This is a genomic window from Mucilaginibacter angelicae, assembly GCF_042434235.1.
Classification (GTDB): domain Bacteria; phylum Bacteroidota; class Bacteroidia; order Sphingobacteriales; family Sphingobacteriaceae; genus Mucilaginibacter; species Mucilaginibacter angelicae.
On sequence record NZ_JBHLTS010000071.1, the window covers coordinates 46,329 to 63,419 of the forward strand.

Here is a 17,091-nt window from a genome sequence, read left to right on the forward strand (position 1 = left end):
TAGAGATATGATAACTCAACCGATCAGAAAACTTCTGTTTAACGGAAGCCCCATTAAAACCTTCTATATAACCCGTCTGCAGCAAAGCCAGATCAGGGAGAAGGTTTTTTTGAACGTTGCCGGTAAAAGCTTTGATATCACCCGCAACAACAGCATGATCTGCCTCGATCCGTTTTGCATGGCCGCCTGGTTACCGGCCGCGGAGGTAAATACCATCAAACCTGACAATGCAATTGTTGAGTTTAAGACCGGGAATATATTGAATGCCTCTATCAATGTTTCCTTAATAGAGCAGATAGACACCGGTAAAGGCAGCTTGTTGCTATTCCGGGTTGAAGAGGTAAAAAACCATCAGCTTAATATCTTAAAACGGGAAATGCTTTTCAGGTATTTTTTGCGCTCCAAAAAGAACACCTACGACAGCCGCAGGATTGTGAGCGCGCTATACTCCTACCCGCGCAGCATTATCATTGTTTCTTATGCCGATGATGAATATTGTAATGTATTCCCTATGGATATTCACGGTTATATTGAGGAAGAGGGCATTTATCTTTTAGGCCTGCGCACAACCAATATTACTTTAGATAAAATCCTGAATGCCGGCAAAGTAGTGGTATGCGATACCGATACAGTTGATATCAATTCGGTTTACAATTTAGGCAAGCATTCCAGCACCGCTCCCACTCCTGTTGATGAGCTGCCTTTCAGTACAATCAAAAGCGAGGTATTTGGCTTTCCGGTACCGGCATGTTCTGGAGGCTATAAGGAAATAGAGGTGTTTGAGCATAAAAAAATGGGCTATCATATGTTGATGATGGGCAGGGTGATCAATAACAAAGTTTTGAAGCCCAACCCCGAATCCTTATACCATGTGGGTTTCCTGCAATTTCAAAATAGCAACTATAGCAGTATCGAGGGTCTATTTTAATGAGGTACGTTTTTATCAGTTATAATTACTCGGCAGATTTCAGTAGTCCGGAGGCATGGTTCACCCGTAATTTGGGCTATGCCGGGGTTATGGACAACCTGAGTAAAAAACACGAGGTGATCAACATTAAGCAGATCAACTATGAGGGTATCGTTACGCATAACAACATTGCCTATCACTTTGTGAACTTCAGCAAAAAAAAGCTTCATTTTAACTTTCAGCTTAACCGCTATGTTAAAAGCCTGAACCCAGATGTTGTGATATTGCATGGCCTGCATCAGCCCCTGCAGTTAATTCAGCTTGGGTTGATGCTGGGCAAACACACCCGCATCATTGTTCAGAATCATGCCGAAAAACCGTTCCCAGGAGGCATAAAAAAAAGCCTGCAAAAACTTGCCGATAAATATGCCGACGCTTACCTGTTTGCCTCGCATGATATGGGAATGGAATGGGTAACGGCAGGTAACCTGAAATCGCTCGGTAAAATACATGAGGTGATGGAAGTTTCCTCAGTATTTTTTCCTATTCCCCGCCCTGTAGCCGAATCTCAAACAAACGTAAAAGAGGCCCCTGTATTTTTATGGGTAGGTCGTTTAAATGATAATAAAGATCCGTTAAATGTGGTCAGGGCCTTTTTAAAATTCGCTGAATGTTCGCCCGAAGCAAAGCTGTATATGATCTATCATACAGAAGAGCTGTTGCCCGAGATCCACGAATTACTAAACTCATCCCCCAACAAAGAAGCTATTGAGCTGATAGGCAAAGTACCTCATGCCGATTTATTGTACTGGTATAACAGTGCCGATTTTATCCTCTCCGGTTCGCATTATGAAGGCAGCGGTACTGCTATTTGCGAGGCCATGTCGTGCGGATGTGTGCCGCTGGTTACCGATATCCTTTCGTTCAGGATGATCACCAACAATGGCGAATGCGGTGTATTATATGAACCGGGAAATGAAGCTGCCTTGCTTGAAGTACTTATGCAAACCAAACAAATGAATGTGCCGGAAAAGCGGCGTTTATCTATTGAACATTATAAGCAGAACTTATCGTTTGAAGCTATTGCAGAGAGGATTGAGGGGATAGCGGGTAGGCTTTAAATTTCAAATATTGCGTGTTCAAATACTTGCGCTCATTTGCAACGAGTGCTTAACGTGGGTTTACGTTTGTAACGTAAACCACAAGCGATGCAATCGCTAATCCATATTAAGCACACGTTGCAAACGTGCGCAAGATAGTTGGGTATTTGGAAGCAGGATGCTTCCACTGTTTTAGGTCGAAGTTACGCTATCGCTAAACTTCGACCAGTAGTTAAAATGACTCGATCCAATAACTCTTTGTCATCCTGAGCGATAGCGAAGGATCTTCTTCAATATGCAAAGCCGCTATGCAGAGCGAAGAAGATGCTTCGTACCTCAGCATGACAAAAAGGTTTAAACTTGTTATGGATATTTTATTAGTTCCCATCCGGCGAAATCACTTTATTACAGATAGCTAAACTGGCCTTATTATGCGTAATGAGAATAATCATTGTACCCTGACCCGCCAGCTGCTGCAATTTGGTTAACAGTTCATTTTCAGCATCCGCATCCATTTCACTGAAAGGTTCATCCAATATCAACAGATCATGATCATGATAAAGCGCCCTTGCCAGCATGATCCTTTGGCGCTGACCGCCGCTGATATTTTTACCGTTTTCAGTGATGATCTTGCCAACGCCTTCCGGATATCCGGCAATCAGTTTGTTTAAGCCGCAAAACGCCAGTACCTCCGCCAGCTTTTCCTCATCGGCAGTAACTTCATCAAGTAATATATTTTTAAGGATGGTATCGTATATAAAAAATGGCTGCTGTTTTACCAGCGAGATATTTTTACGGTAAAGCCGGCGCATCTCAGCACTTACAATTCTATCATTGATATAAATTGCCCCTTCAGTTGGCGTTAAAAAGCCGGTTAACAGGTTTATGATGGTAGTTTTCCCCCTGCCCGAATTACCAGAGATCCCCATAATATCTCCGGGCGCCACCTCAAAATAAAGCTCATTTAAAACAGGCTTATCCGGGTAACTGAAACTTACTTTTTCAAATTTTAATGACCTGATCTGTTCGTCGACAATCTCATTAACCTGGGGCTTATCGCTTTGTTCGACAATTAGGTCGGCAAGGATAAATTCATAGGTTTTCATTTGCCCGCTGCTGTTCAGGATTTTTACGATGCCCGGGATGATCTTATACGCTGCCGCTACAAAAATACCGATGGTCAGGATACTAACTACGGGTGTATCACCCATTAATTTATTTACAGCGATGAGGATAAAAAAGCCCAGGACGGCAAAAACCTCCATTAAACGCGAAGGCAGGTTTTGCCAGGTTTGCTGCGAGGCTATATTTTGATTTAACTGCTGCTGATAACTAAAAAACCGGCGACTGAAGAAGTCATTTTTTTGATAGATATTACTCTCCACATAACCTGATAAAGACTCATTTAAATGCTGAAGCGTTTTTTCGCTCACCGTTTTGATTTGCCCCCGGATGGATTTTAGTTTGGTTTTGATGAACCAGCCCAAAACTGCCACAGGCGGCAGCAATAACACAAACAGCAAAACAAACAGTGCCGGATGGTACAACATGATTGCCCCAATGGTAAAAAGGATCAATACCGCCTGGGATATTATTTGCTGGAAATTGGTGAGGATATAATGGCTAAACTCAATAGGCTGCTGGCTAATGCGCCGGGTATGGATAGATGAATCGGTATGTACATACGCAGTGTAATCGTCATCAAGGTAATTCCTGATATTCCGTTCGGATAACCGGGAAGCCACATCATAAAAAAAGTGGTGCTGGGCGTTTTGGGAATAAAAACCAATCCAGTTTTTTAAGGCAAAAAGCACCAGGAAGATCCCGATGAGCCATAGTGATTGATTATTAGCAATTGATGCAGGCAGAAAACCAAGATTATGGGAAGTATTTTGGGTATAAAAATTAACGATGAGCAGCAGCAAACCTAAAAAAACAACATCAAGCAAAGCAATGGCAATATCAGCAATGATAAGCCTGATGAATTTTGCTTTTTCCTGTTGATTGAGGATTAGGCTTATGCTTTTTAAGATCTGCTTCAAGGGAATATTAACAATAAAGCCAGGTTTATTACCGGCTTTATTGTTAGTTACGATTATAAAGGTATTGGGGTTGCCTTCAACCCGGTAGATATAAAAAGCGGCGTCATTGCGAGGTACGAAGCAATCCCAAACTGTACAGAGGGATTTGCATAGCCGCTCTGCCTCTTGGGGATTGCTTCGTACCTCGCAATGACGTTCTCTTCATATACTTTACTATACTAACTCCAATCAAAATCCACCACCCTGCCGTTCAGTTTCCATTTGGCCGGCAGCATGGTTTCCATCCAATCCAATGGCTGACCAAGGGGTTGTACTTTAGCGGCCTGTGCAAATGCTGTTTTTACAGCTTTCTTTTGCTCCTCGCCCATGGCCTCGGGCTGGCCTGAAATAAACAGCGGGGCACCGCTTTCGGCCAGTAATTGCAGCCATTGCTTGTTTCTTTTCCATTCAATATCTGTGGTCAGGCCTACGCAATCTCCATCAACCGCATAAAAAGCATTGTGCTGCGGAAGGCGGAAGGCAAGCGTATTAACACCCATTTTGCGGGTGCGTGCCCATTCATGGCCGCTGGTATCATCACCAATACGGCAAAGCTCAAACACTCCTGCCGATAGGTGGCTCATGGTATTACAGCCAATCACATAAATATTTTCACCTGCGGCCTCGCGGATAGCGCGGTACAGGTTAAGGATGATCTCGGCATTGGTTTTTGTCCTGTCGCTGAAGTGCCAGCCTGGTGAAGTAAAACTATCCTTCATATCAAAGCCCCAGCGACCGGCAATATCATAAGTCGTAAAATCGTGCTTTACCATTTCATAGCCCCATTGCTTGTATGCATCAAAGTTATGTTTGATGCGGGCTATATTTTCGGGGATAGTTGGATCGAGTGTCGGGTTTTTAGGATTGTCCCTGCCGGGGATTTTCGGCGCTAACAGGCTCGCTTTTTCATCATGCCTTGCACAAAGCGGGCGCATCCACAAACCGGGACGCATACCCATTTTTTTGATCTCATCGCCAAGGGCATGCATATCCTTAAACTTATCGTTTGGCTTTGAAAAATCATCGTTCCAGCCGCCATCACCCGGCAGCAAAGGCGAATAGGTTGCCCAACCCGCATCAATCACCGAAAATGGCTTATTGCTATGATTGGTAACCAGTTCGGCCATCATGGCGGTAGTTTTTTTAATCAGTTCGGCCGAGTTGTTGCCATAGGCAAAATACCAATCGTTAATGCCATAAACCGGTCGTTTTGGGATGCGCGGCTTTTCGCACATCATTTTACAAAAGCGATGGGTTGCGGCAAAAGTATCTTCCCCGGTTTTAGCATTAGCGGTGATGACATCGGCAGCATGCAGTTGCCTGTCGCCCAGCAATACACCTACCCCGCCCGAAGTTGTATCTAAAATAAGTTCGATACTATCAGCATTAACACCCCACCAGCAAATACTGTTAGTACCTGTTTTTACGCCGAAACAAGCCGTTTGCTTATCATCATGTACAATTACATACCATGGATTTTTAATGCCCGCAGCTACGGTTTTCCATTGCAGGTCGCCGTAAGAGCGCTCCCAATGATCGCCTAAAAATTTAGCAGATGCCGGGGTATTATGCTTCCACTTTAAACGCACCGCATTGAGTTCCTGCTTTGGCGATGATGCATAAACGCCAAGCGCGTTACCATTGGTTTTTAAGCTTACATGAATCTCCTTATAAGCATAATGTAATCCATTTGATGGCTTAAGTTTAACCCAATCAGTACCGGATTGCGCCCAAACCTCATCGGGAGCATTCATCATAGCAGCCCCGTTTGAAGCCGAATAAGTAAGCCTGCTGAAAAGCATGGCAGCAGATGTAGTTGCAGAAAGTTTTATAAAATGCCGTCTTTGCATGGTAATGTAATTGCAGTATGCTTATCTGTTAAAGTAACATTTAAATTGGTTTACAACATTACTAAAAGGATTAAGCAAAAACTAATACGATCTTATTAATTTATAAAAAAAATGCTAACCTGTTTACTCACCCCGACATCGCTGCGCTTGTCACCCCTCTCTACGCTGCGCGTAAAGAGGGGATTTTTGGTGTTTTATTTTTCTCAAGTCCTTTTCTAACCTTCTTTGCGGCTTGCCGGAGAGAGGGTGGTCCAGCGAAGCGTAGACCGGGTGAGTAAATTGTACGCCATACCAAAGGGCCCGTCTCCCTCCATCCAAAGTTTAACAATAACTTAATCTACAAAGCCAGGCATTGTAACAGCTTAGTTATATAATTGCTGCATTGACAAAATGATAATGGAGGATATAGAATTACTGTCGCAGGTTAAAACGGATGACAGGGAAGCATTTAATTCCTTATTTTTAAAATACTATCCGTTATTGTCAGATTTCTGCAGGTTTTTAGGTGTAGACAGCAATGACGGAGAAGACATTATCGCTGATGTTTTTTTAGACCTATGGGTAAGAAGAGAACGGCTGCAGATCCATACCTCCCTAAAATCATACCTGTACGGTGCGGTAAAAAACAGGGTTTACACTTTGAAAGGTAAAAACCAAAAAATGGAACTTCTGCCCGAAGAGTTCGCATCAGATAAACCGATCAGTGATCACCTCCGCCCTGATGAGATCCTGTTCAGAAAAGAACGCCGCCTCATTATTGAACGTTTTATAGATGAACTGCCCGAGCAGGGCAAGCTTATTTTTTTAATGAACTGGCAGCACCAGCTTGAATACCACGAAATTGCCGAAATTTTAAACATCTCGCCCAATACGGTAAAAACCCATATTTACCGGGCCATCAATTATTGCCGGAAGCGCCTGCTTTTGTTAAATAATCAGTCATAATGTTAACATTACATTAAATCGTAAAATCATGTAATCTGATTGTGCCCTTTTGAATACTTACTTCAAAATGGCATACATGGATGAACATCATTACCTATTGATCATAGGCTACCTGGAGGGAAAAATATCCGAAGAGGAAACTCAATACTTACTGCAAAAAGTTCAAACTGATAAGGAATTTTCTGACGCGTTTGAAGATATAGCCGAGATCTGGTCGGCCAGGAAAGCTGTTCCCAATAACAGCATTAAGGCTCATGATGCCCTGAACCGCCTCAATAAAAAAATAGATCAACTGGATGCCCTGCCAAATGAACCTGTGGCCCAGCGTATCAATACTCTCATTTTAAAGTTCAGGCCATTGCTTGCCGTAGCGGCCTCTGTACTACTATTAGCTTGTGCATTTTGGTTTTATAACACCCTGATCAATAATAAACCTGCCAATGCATTAGCCCTCATCGAAAATCGTACTGCACCCGGCCAAAAGAAGAAGATCAATCTCCCGGATGGTACCGTTGTTACCCTTAACGCGTCAAGCAGCCTGCGCGTTGCCGGCAATTTTGGCGATGAAAAGCGTGAGGTTTATTTAGATGGCGAAGCGTTTTTTGATGTAAAACGAAATCCCCAAAAGCCATTCATTGTGCATACCGGTAAGGTTGCCACCCAGGTATTAGGCACACATTTCAATGTATCGGCCTATGCTAATGATAGTAATATCGTGGTATCCCTTGTACAGGGTAAGGTTCAGGTAGATATGAATGACGACCTGTCCAAACGCATTATCCTCGATCCCGGCAAGCAGATGACCTATTCAAAAACTGATGGACAGGCCCATGTTACCGATTTTATAACCGAAGATATTACCGGCTGGAAGGCAAATAAACTGGTATTTAACTATGACAGCTGGACTGATGCCGCTAAAAAACTGAGCAGGTGGTACGGTATACCGGTACAACTGGAAGACAGCACCTTGCTGCGCTGCAAGCTGAAAGGCACTTTTGATAATATCCCGCTTACAAAAGTGATGGAGCAAATCAAAATGGTTTCGGATATATCATGGAAAATGCAGGGCAATACTATGATCATATCCGGTAAATGTAACTAAACACAAGAAAGGTAAAACTTAATGAAATAAAGAAAGCATAAAACAAAAACAGGCAGTATGATCAGATCACACCACCTGCTCCGTAATCAGGTCCTCGCCAAAGGACTCAATTCAATTTAGTATTAGCAATCTCAAAAATATGAAAAAATATATATTCTCGCTTTTTAGTGCGATTTATTTGACGTGCGCGGTTATGCAGGCCGGCGCAGCAAACCAAAACCGTACTTCCGACCCGGTATGCACCATCCAGGTTTCAGGAAAATCAATCAAAGAAGTGTTTTCCTTAATTGAAAAACAAACCGGGTTACATTTTATACACAATGCTACAGAAGCACAGCTGAGCAAAAAGATAAGCCTTTCTGAAAACAATCAGCCTATTGACGAAGTATTAAAAAAAATAGCCAAACAATCGGGTCTGTCGTTTAAAAGGGCCGATCAAACCATATACGTTCAAACCTCGTCGAGAGTACTGCGTGTTACCGGCAAAGTAACCGACTCACAAACAGGCGAAGCCCTGCCCGGTGTTTCGGTAAGGATAAAAGAAAGCGCCGACGGAACAGTTACCGATGTTACTGGTAACTATCATATCGAAGCAGACGAGAACAGCATTTTAGTGTTTTCCTTTATAGGTTATCAATCACAAGAGGCAGCCGTTTCAGGCAGTACCCTTAATATTTCATTAAAGGCCGATCAGGCTGCTTTAAAGGAAGTTGTTGTTGTTGGTTACGGCAAACAATCGCGTAAGCTGCTTACCAGCTCTATCGTAACCGTTCAAAATAAAGATTTTAACCGGGGGGCATTAAGTAACCCGGCGCAGCTGCTGCAGGGTAAAGTTGCCGGATTAAATATCACCCGCTCCGGCGATCCGAATGAAAGCCCCTCTATCAGCTTACGCGGCCCTTCAACCCTGCGTACCGGCCAGGCACAGGAGCCTTTTTATGTAATTGACGGTATAGCCGGCGCCGATGTAAGACTTGTAGCCCCCGATGATATTGAAACTATCGATATATTAAAAGATGCTTCTGCAACTGCGATATATGGTACCCGTGCGGCCAATGGTGTAATCATCATCACCACTAAAAAAGGTAAAAGCGGTCAAACTGCTGTTGCATACAATGCCTATGCAGGCGTTGAAAAAATTGCCAACAGCATTAAAATGATGAATGCCGCGCAGTTGAGCGATTACCTGAGCAAAAACGGGCTGGCCCTTGACCCATCCGATCAAAAAGGCGCTAATACCGACTGGCAGAAAGAGGTAAGCCGCACAGCTTACTCACAAAATCACAACGTTGCCCTTACCGGTGGCTTTAATCAAACTACCTACAGTGCCTCGGTTAATTATTTTGATGATAAAGGTATTTTGAAAGGCAGCGCACTCAACCGCTTCACCACCAAAATGGCGGTAGAGCAAAAGGCTTTTAATGATCGTTTAAAACTGGGTTTATCTGTAAACAATGCCACCAGCAATTCAGATATTATCCCCAATCAAAACATCGTGTTGTATAATATGCTGCGCTACCTGCCAACAGTACCGGTAATGCAAAACGGCGCTTATACAGAAAACCTGCAGCGGATACAATACTATAACCCTGCAGCTTTACTGGCCGATGCGTATCAAAAAACCAAAAGCAAACTGAGTTTAATAAATGCCACTGCCGAGCTGAAGCTTCCTTTGGGGTTTACTTACAACATCAGCCTGTCAACCCAAAACGAGCAGGTTAACGGCGGATCTTACTACAATAGCCAGTATACGCTTGACCAAGGAGTGCATGGTGAAGCTTACCGCTCATCATTTGAAAACACCCGTAAAGTAGGCGAAACGTTTTTGACCTATGCTAAAACCGCGGGTAAGCATGACATCAACGTATTGGCGGGTTACAGTTTGCAGCAGGATGTGAATGGCGACGGTTTCCAGGCCAATAACCGTAATTTCCCTACTGATGATATCGGTTACCTGAACATCGGCCTTGGCTCGCCTGCCGGCGATTTCAGGACCGACTGGGGAACAACCCCGTATCAAAAACTGCGTTTAATATCGTACTACAGCAGGGCTAAATACAGCTATGATAACAAATACCTGGTGCAGTTATCATTAAGGCGTGATGGTTCATCGGCTTTTGGGGCCAACAACAAGTGGGGTACCTTCCCTTCGGCATCATTAGGATGGAGGATCACCGAAGAATCATTTATGCGCAATCAGCATTTGTTTAATGAATTGAAATTGAGGGCAAGTTATGGTATTACCGGTAACTCGCTGGGTTTTGATCCGCTGATCTCACAGATCAAATACGGCTCGGCTGGTGCTTTTTATTATAACGGCGTGTTCACCAACTCAATCGGCCCATCACAAAATGCCAACCCCGATCTTAAATGGGAAAAAACCACTATGTATAACTTAGGCTTGGATTTTTCAATGTTTAATGGCAGGCTGAGCGGTACTATCGAGGCTTATGATAAAAAAACCAACGATCTGATCTACTTTTACCCGGTATCAACCACCCAGTATTTTGTGGGTACCTTAACCGCCAATGTAGGTTCAATCTCCAACAAGGGATATGAGGTTACCATTAATGCTACACCTGTAGCATCAAGCAGTTTCAGGTGGAATACTTCGATCAACATAGCGCACAACAAAAACAAGCTGGTATCGCTGTCAAACAGCAGCTTTAAACTTGATTCTATTCCGCAGGCAGAGCCTGGCGGCCAGGGCGAAACGGGTTATAAGGTACAGATCCTGAAAACAGGTTACCCGGTTGGCCAGTTCCTGTTATACAAATATGCAGGTAAAGATGCAAACGGCGTATCGCAGTTTTACAGCCACAGCGGCGGCGTTACTACCACGCCAACATCCAAAGATTATTTTTATGCCGGTAACGCGCAGCCTAAATTGGTATTCGGGTTTAACAACAGCTTTACTTATGGCAATTTTGATCTGAACGTTTTTGTACGCGGCTCACTTGGGGGCAAGATCCTGAACGCTACCCTGGCCGATCTGAACCGTACAAGCGATGTAAGGAGCTATAACCTGCCTGCATCATCGGCCAATGAATCGCCAAAGGATGTGAACGCTTATCTATACTCTGACCGTTACATTGAAAGCGGCTCGTATTTACGTTTGGATAACGCTACCCTTGGTTATACCTTCCCGAAATTTACTCCGGGCATCCGCAACCTGCGTGTGTATGTATCGGGCAACAACCTGGCCGTTATAACCGGCTACAAGGGTATCGATCCGGAGATTTCATCAGGCGGACTTACACCGGGTATCGATAACAAAAATTATTACCCGCGCACCAGGGCTTTCCTGTTCGGTTTAAGTGCATCATTTTAAATCATCCACCATTAAAAGATCAACATGAAAACTTCCATTCATAAATATTGCGCCCTGCTTTTTGCGGCCATCACTATATCATCATGCACCAAAGTTGATGTGCCTGTTGAAACCGAATTAACCCCTTCCAACTTCCCTACAACACCGCAGCAGTTTATCCTGGCTTCGGGTGCTGCCTACGCGCAGCTCAGGGGATCGTTTGCACAGTCATACTGGCAAATGCAAACCCTGAGTACCGATGAGGCTATCATGCCTGCAAGGGCCGGTGGCTGGCGCGATGGCGGCCGCTATCAGCAGCTGCATTATCACAGCTGGAACGCCGACCTGCCGCAAGTACAAGATGCCTGGACATGGGGTTTTGGTACCATAAGTACCTGTAACCGTATCATTGCTACTTTTGCCACATCACCCGATAACGCGGCCAAAGCTACCACCATTGCCGAACTGAGGGCTACCCGTGCCATGGTGCTTTTCTTTATGATGGACCTGTACGGTAATATACCGGTAGTAACCACATTCGGTTCGGCTGATAAACCGGCTACCATGGCCCGTAAAGATGTTTTTAACTTTATTGAAAAAGAGCTGAACGAGGTGATCCCTAATTTGAGCACTGTAGTTGACCAAACCACCTACGGCAGGCCAACACAGTTTACCGCCTTTGCCATACTGGCCAAAATGTACCTTAATGCCGAAGTTTACACTGGCGCCGGCCGTTATAATGATGCCGTTAAAATGTGCGATAACATCATCCAATCAGGAAAATACAGTTTGGAGGATGATTACCTTAAAATGTTTTACCCGGATAACGGCCCTAAAGTCAAAGAATTCATTTTCGCTATCCCTTATGACCATGCATTAGCACAGGGCGAACAGTTTAGCTGGTATTCACTGCACCCGGCCTTACAGGCTAAATATGGTTTGTTGTACCGCTTAAGTAACCCATGCAGTACCATCCCATCGTACTACGCACAGTTTAATGATCCTAACGATATCCGTACCAGTCTTTGGCTTATTGGTAAACAGTATGATTTCGCGGGCAATCCTATCATCATTAAAACCACCAAAAAAGGCCTGGATGCTTCATATAGCGGCCCCGACCCTACCGCCCCGGTTGATTTTCAATTAACTTTTACACCGGATCTTACCCTGGTTGATGTACCCACCTTTGAGGTTGGCGGCGATGAACTGGGTAAAGCAAAAGGTATCCGTAATAATAAATACTATCCGGATGTTACCGCTACCGACCGTAACCAAAGTAACGACGTACCGGTTTTCCGTTATGCCGATGTACTGCTGATGAAAGCCGAAGCTATTTTGAGAGGCGCTACTGCAACCAATGGCGAAACCGCATTATCGCTGGTTAACCAGTTAAGGGCTAAGCGTAAAGCAGCAACCTGGACTACTGTCGATCTGCCTAACCTGTTACAGGAACGCGCACGTGAGCTAAACTGGGAAACCTGGAGAAGAAACGACCTGATCCGTTTTGGTAAATATGAAGAGTCATGGGGTTACAAAACTGATAAAGACGTTAACAAACGCCTTTTCCCAATCCCATCTGCCGAGCTTATCTTAAACTCAAAGCTTAAGCAAAATACCGGTTATTAATATCCTTTATACCCCTGTTTTATTTAAAACCCAGCTGTCCCGAGTGTTTTCGGGGCAGCTTTTTTGTTTTTTGGAGGAGGAGTGCCTACTTATAAAAAAAATGTCATTTCGATAGAGCATGGGGCGGCTGTGAGCGCCGGGGCGAAAGAGAAATCTTGTACGCCCTGTAAAGCAATTGTGCATGGCGTACAAGATTTCTCCTAACGCTAACGCTCGTTCCCCAACCGGTTCGTCGAAATGACAATTGGGCTTATTGAAGAATAAATACATCTTAAAATCCTTAACCCTACCCCCAATAAACCACAAACTCTGTTTGCCGTTCACCAACAGTCTTCAATGAAAACTCAAAACCATGGTTCAGCATGATCTCTCGTACCAGGGTTAAGCCTATACCTTGCCCATCTTTTTTGGTGCTGAAGAATGGAGAGAACAGGTTAGCCTGCTGCTCTGCGCTAATGCCATTGCCTGTATCGGTGATCACCAGCTTTTTTTCTTTAGGGTTGATGGTAAATGTTACCGACCCTTTATCATCAATAGCCTCTATGGCGTTTTTCACTATGTTGATGAATGCCTGCTCCAGTTGCTGTTCATCGGCCATGATCTTAATCGGCTCTTCCGGTAAATTAACATTAAGCGACACACCTTTTTCCTCAGCGCGGATGCTCATTAGTTTGGCTACCGAACCAATAAGCTTTTGCAATATAACAGGCTGCTTGTTGGCAGGTGGCAGCTTAACCAAATCGGCAAAGTTGCGCATAAATAAGTTGAGGTTCTGGTTCCTGTCCATAGCTACCTGCAGGGCGTCCTTTATCGGATCGAAATCATGGCCATGCCAAAGCTGGTCGGTTTTCATGGCCGATTGCATAATGGAATTAACCGGGCCGATGGTATTGTTAACCTCATGCGCCATCATCCTGATCACTTTTCCGTAAACCTTCTTTTCGGCGGCAAGGATCTCGGCAGTCAGATCTTCTAACATGATAAAGTGGCGCGAAAATCCGCGGTCGATAAAATGAGATTTTTGCAGCTTAAACGAGTTGATCCCATCCAGCTTAACAACCATGGTTTCGCCCGATTTAAGGACTTTTATCTGCGCAAAAAGCGGATGATCCAAGTCGCTTATTAATTCACCAACCAGGGCTTTTTCATCCATGCCGAGGGCCTGCAGTGCTTTCGGGTTTGCTTGCTGTACGCGGTCATCAAAATCAAGAATAATGATACCTGTTGGCGAGGTATGGATCAGTTTTTCTAAAAAGAAATGCTGTTGCTCCTGTCGTGTCCGTTCGGTTCTTAACTCGTCCATCATCTGGTTATAAACATCAATCAGCGCATCAACTTCCTGTTTGCCGGTTGAAAGAAATTTCACATTAAAATCTTTGTCTTTTATGGCTTCTATACCTTGTAGCAACATTTTTAAAGGCAATACAAGCTGGCGGTAAAGCTGTATTGCCACAACTGCCGAAATAAGAACAAATGCTTCTGCTATGATAAAATAGATCTTATTGTCGATGAAAATAAACCATGCAAGCACCAGGGTAAGCAGGTGCAGGATCACCACAAATAAAATGTATTTAGTCCTCAGCTTCATCGTACGGGATCTGGTATTTTTCGAGTCGCCGGTACAGGGCACTGCGCGTGAGGCCCAGCGCCGCCGCGGCTTTGCTTATTTTGTTTTTATGATGATCTAAAGCCCGTTTTATCATCTCCACTTCTACCTCTTCTAAAGTTAAAGTCCCAACACCCGGCAACTGGATATTGCCCTTTTTTATTGGCGACATTTCCAACTGCGACCTAAAATCATCAACACTCAGTTCATCCCTCCGGCTTACCAAAATGGAGCGCTCCACCAGGTTTTTCAGCTGCCTGATATTACCCGGCAAAGGTAGCTGCTGCAGCCACTTCATGGCCGATGGTGCTACCGACAAATTTGGCCTGTTATAGATCTGCTTTAAGTTATTAATAAAAAAATCAACCAGCAAAGGAATATCCTTGGGCCGCTCGCGCAGGGCGGGCAGGTAAACCGTGATCAGGTTAATACGGTATAACAAATCTTCACGAAAAGTACCACGGTTTACCATTTCATTCAGGTTTTTATTGGTAGCGCACACCACGCGGGTATCAACCGTTTTGGTGCGACTGCTGCCCAATACTTCATAAGTGCGGTCCTGCAATACACGGAGCAATTTTACCTGGCTGCTGGCATCCAGATCGCCTATTTCATCTAAAAAAATGGTGCCTTTGTTGGCCATTTCAAAACGGCCTATCCTGTCAAACCGGGCATCGGTAAACGCCCCGCGAATGTGACCGAACATTTCACTCTCAAACAGCGAGGTAGAAATACCGCCCAGATTAACTTTAATGAAGGGCTTATTACGGCGGATGCTATTCTGGTGGATAGCTTCGGCGATCAACTCCTTACCCGTGCCGCTTTCGCCCATAATCAATACCGAAGCATCAGTTGACGCAACACGGCCTATGGTTTCCAAAATATCGAGCATCCGGGCATCTTCACCTACAATGTTTTCAAAATTATAGGTTTTATCAAGCTGCTTACGGGTCCGGTGTTCGGTCTTTTTATCCTGCAGATCGAGCAGGGTTTTTACCGACTGGATAAGGTGTTCATTAACCCAGGGTTTGTTGATGAAATCATTTGCACCCAGCTTCATGCCTTTAACTGCCAGCTCGATACTCCCCCATCCGGTGATGAGGATAACAGGAATGGCGCTATTGATGGCCTTGATTTTTACAAGCAGATCCATTCCCTCCTGCCCCGATGTATCTATCGAAAAATTAAGATCAAGAATAATGAGCTCTGGCGCTTTTTTCTTGATGATCTTCAAGGCTTCGGCAGGTTCATCGGTACTTACGGCATCATATCCCTCACTTTTTAAAAGCAGGATCAGTGAGGTACGTACGGCAATATCATCATCAATAACCAATATCATAATATGCGGTCAATATCGTAATTATTCTTCGTGTAAAGCAACAGCCGGGTAAATGGCCGCAGCCTGTTTGCCGGGGTACAATGAGCAAATGAGCACCAATAAGTAAACAAATAAAACAGACAATAATATGCCTTCGATATAAACGATAGCCGGCAAATCAAATACATTCAACAGCGGGAATTGGACGGCAAAAAAAGTCCCGATTATGAGCGCCAGCGTTGCCAGGATCATGGATTCGGATACTAACTGAGCCGACACCGATCTGCCTGTAGCACCAATTGCCCGGCGTAAACCAATCTCGCCCCTGCGCATATTGATATTATACCACAACACACCAAACAAACCAAGAGCAACATTGATCACTAAAAATGTACTTACAATAGCTAATATAATCATGGGTACTATTGCAAAATAATTTGCATCTGTTCGTTTATTGGCAAGGTGTTCAATTTCAACATTGGCGTTTTTCATGTAATTGGCCATCGTTTTGTAAAGTTTCCCTTCAAAGGCTGCATCGGCACCGGGATCGACTTTTACCAGTATTTTATCGAGCCAGCGGAATGAACCTGTATCTGTTCTGAAATACATACCCGGGCCAGCTTTTAAATAATCGCCGTTCCTTTTTATGGTTTGTATTACCCCAACTACCTTAAACTTATTTTTATCATCATCATTACCTAAAAGCTTACCAACGGCCGTTTCATTGCCAAAAGTTGCCTCCTTTAAGTCGGCATCAATGATAATGTGCTGGTTTTTACTAACCACATCTTCCTTATTAAACCAGCGCCCTTCTAATAAGGTAACATTCATTACTTTTTCGTAATGATCTTCAACCGTAAAATTATTCAGATGGTCGACGTGTTTTCCTTTAAATGTTAATCCGCCTTGGTTCGTTCGCGATGAAAACGGGATATTACCGCTCACAAAAGTGATCTCTTTTATATGAGGCAATGATTTTATTGTTTTGCGAAGCGTTTCATAATAAAGGTCAAGCGAGTCGACATTTTTTGTTTGGTATGAATTATTATAGTTGATCACCCATACATCCTGGTAATCAAATCCCATTGGTTTTTTATAATTGTTGTAGTAAAACATCAGGAGTGTAAATACCGCAAACAGTACCAGGAAGGATGCCAGCATCTCGGTAATAAGCAGGAAATTCTGCTTTTTTTTATTCCAGATGAGTTTAAATAAATGCTTAAACATAATATTTTGATTTAAGGAT

The 17,091-nt window shown here is 43.8% G+C and carries 11 protein-coding genes; 6 read left to right on the forward strand and 5 right to left on the reverse strand.

Annotated elements, in window-relative coordinates:
• Positions 1–7: 7 nt before the first annotated feature.
• Together ACFFGT_RS22975 and ACFFGT_RS22980 are read left to right on the forward strand one after the other, a co-directional pair.
• Positions 8–928 carry a hypothetical protein gene (locus ACFFGT_RS22975; RefSeq protein WP_377024859.1) on the forward strand — a complete coding sequence of 307 codons (921 nt, stop codon included), beginning with the start codon at positions 8–10 and terminating at the stop codon, positions 926–928.
• Entirely contained in the window at positions 928–2,028 is a 1,101-nt protein-coding gene (locus ACFFGT_RS22980; protein ID WP_377024860.1) for a glycosyltransferase family 4 protein, read from the forward strand. The genes ACFFGT_RS22975 and ACFFGT_RS22980 overlap by 1 nt, the downstream gene beginning before the upstream one ends.
• Positions 2,029–2,384: 356 nt before the next feature.
• Here ACFFGT_RS22980 and ACFFGT_RS22985 read toward each other — a convergent pair whose 3' ends face one another.
• Together ACFFGT_RS22985 and ACFFGT_RS22990 are read right to left on the reverse strand one after the other, a co-directional pair.
• The gene (locus ACFFGT_RS22985; protein ID WP_377024861.1) at positions 2,385–4,049 is read right to left on the reverse strand and encodes an ATP-binding cassette domain-containing protein; all 1,665 of its coding nucleotides are present in this window, start codon (positions 4,047–4,049) and stop codon (positions 2,385–2,387) included.
• A 218-nt stretch (positions 4,050–4,267) separates the two neighbouring features.
• Entirely contained in the window at positions 4,268–5,938 is a 1,671-nt protein-coding gene (locus ACFFGT_RS22990) for an alpha-amylase family protein (RefSeq protein WP_377024862.1), read from the reverse strand.
• A gap of 396 nt (positions 5,939–6,334) precedes the next feature.
• On the opposite strand from ACFFGT_RS22990, the gene ACFFGT_RS22995 reads away from it, so the two are divergent.
• The 4 genes from ACFFGT_RS22995 (at position 6,335) to ACFFGT_RS23010 (ending at position 12,921) form a co-directional block, all read left to right on the forward strand.
• Positions 6,335–6,883 carry an RNA polymerase sigma factor gene (locus ACFFGT_RS22995; protein ID WP_377024863.1) on the forward strand — a complete coding sequence of 183 codons (549 nt, stop codon included), beginning with the start codon at positions 6,335–6,337 and terminating at the stop codon, positions 6,881–6,883.
• A gap of 67 nt (positions 6,884–6,950) precedes the next feature.
• The gene (locus ACFFGT_RS23000; protein WP_377024864.1) at positions 6,951–7,985 is read left to right on the forward strand and encodes a FecR family protein; all 1,035 of its coding nucleotides are present in this window, start codon (positions 6,951–6,953) and stop codon (positions 7,983–7,985) included.
• A gap of 139 nt (positions 7,986–8,124) precedes the next feature.
• Positions 8,125–11,316, forward strand: coding sequence for a TonB-dependent receptor (locus ACFFGT_RS23005; protein WP_377024865.1), 3,192 nt, complete (start codon positions 8,125–8,127; stop codon positions 11,314–11,316).
• A gap of 24 nt (positions 11,317–11,340) precedes the next feature.
• Complete coding sequence (locus tag ACFFGT_RS23010; RefSeq protein ID WP_377024866.1) at positions 11,341–12,921, forward strand: RagB/SusD family nutrient uptake outer membrane protein; 1,581 nt, start codon at positions 11,341–11,343, stop codon at positions 12,919–12,921.
• A 286-nt stretch (positions 12,922–13,207) separates the two neighbouring features.
• On the opposite strand, the gene ACFFGT_RS23015 is transcribed toward ACFFGT_RS23010, so the two are convergent.
• The 3 genes from ACFFGT_RS23015 to ACFFGT_RS23025 are packed head-to-tail and all read right to left on the reverse strand — an operon-like array spanning position 13,208 to position 17,072.
• Positions 13,208–14,509 (reverse strand): sensor histidine kinase, encoded by a 1,302-nt coding sequence (locus ACFFGT_RS23015; protein WP_377024867.1) that lies wholly within the window; start codon positions 14,507–14,509, stop codon positions 13,208–13,210.
• Positions 14,493–15,866 carry a sigma-54-dependent transcriptional regulator gene (locus tag ACFFGT_RS23020; protein ID WP_377024868.1) on the reverse strand — a complete coding sequence of 458 codons (1,374 nt, stop codon included), beginning with the start codon at positions 15,864–15,866 and terminating at the stop codon, positions 14,493–14,495. The genes ACFFGT_RS23015 and ACFFGT_RS23020 overlap by 17 nt, the downstream gene beginning before the upstream one ends.
• A gap of 21 nt (positions 15,867–15,887) precedes the next feature.
• Entirely contained in the window at positions 15,888–17,072 is a 1,185-nt protein-coding gene (locus ACFFGT_RS23025) for an ABC transporter permease (RefSeq protein ID WP_377024869.1), read from the reverse strand.
• Between the last annotated feature and the right edge of the window lie 19 nt (positions 17,073–17,091).

Excerpts from the sequence above, each read along its gene's own strand:
- ACFFGT_RS23005 (WP_377024865.1), top strand. The coding sequence starts at position 8,125 with ATGAAAAAATATATATTCTCGCTTTTTAGTGCGATTTATTTGACGTGC.
- ACFFGT_RS22980 (WP_377024860.1), top strand. The coding sequence starts at position 928 with ATGAGGTACGTTTTTATCAGTTATAATTACTCGGCAGATTTCAGTAGT.
- ACFFGT_RS22975 (WP_377024859.1), top strand. The coding sequence starts at position 8 with ATGATAACTCAACCGATCAGAAAACTTCTGTTTAACGGAAGCCCCATT.
- ACFFGT_RS22990 (WP_377024862.1), bottom strand. The coding sequence starts at position 5,938 with ATGCAAAGACGGCATTTTATAAAACTTTCTGCAACTACATCTGCTGCC.
- ACFFGT_RS23015 (WP_377024867.1), bottom strand. The coding sequence starts at position 14,509 with ATGAAGCTGAGGACTAAATACATTTTATTTGTGGTGATCCTGCACCTG.
- ACFFGT_RS23025 (WP_377024869.1), bottom strand. The coding sequence starts at position 17,072 with ATGTTTAAGCATTTATTTAAACTCATCTGGAATAAAAAAAAGCAGAAT.
- ACFFGT_RS23010 (WP_377024866.1), top strand. The coding sequence starts at position 11,341 with ATGAAAACTTCCATTCATAAATATTGCGCCCTGCTTTTTGCGGCCATC.
- ACFFGT_RS23020 (WP_377024868.1), bottom strand. The coding sequence starts at position 15,866 with ATGATATTGGTTATTGATGATGATATTGCCGTACGTACCTCACTGATC.
- ACFFGT_RS23000 (WP_377024864.1), top strand. The coding sequence starts at position 6,951 with ATGGCATACATGGATGAACATCATTACCTATTGATCATAGGCTACCTG.
- ACFFGT_RS22995 (WP_377024863.1), top strand. The coding sequence starts at position 6,335 with ATGGAGGATATAGAATTACTGTCGCAGGTTAAAACGGATGACAGGGAA.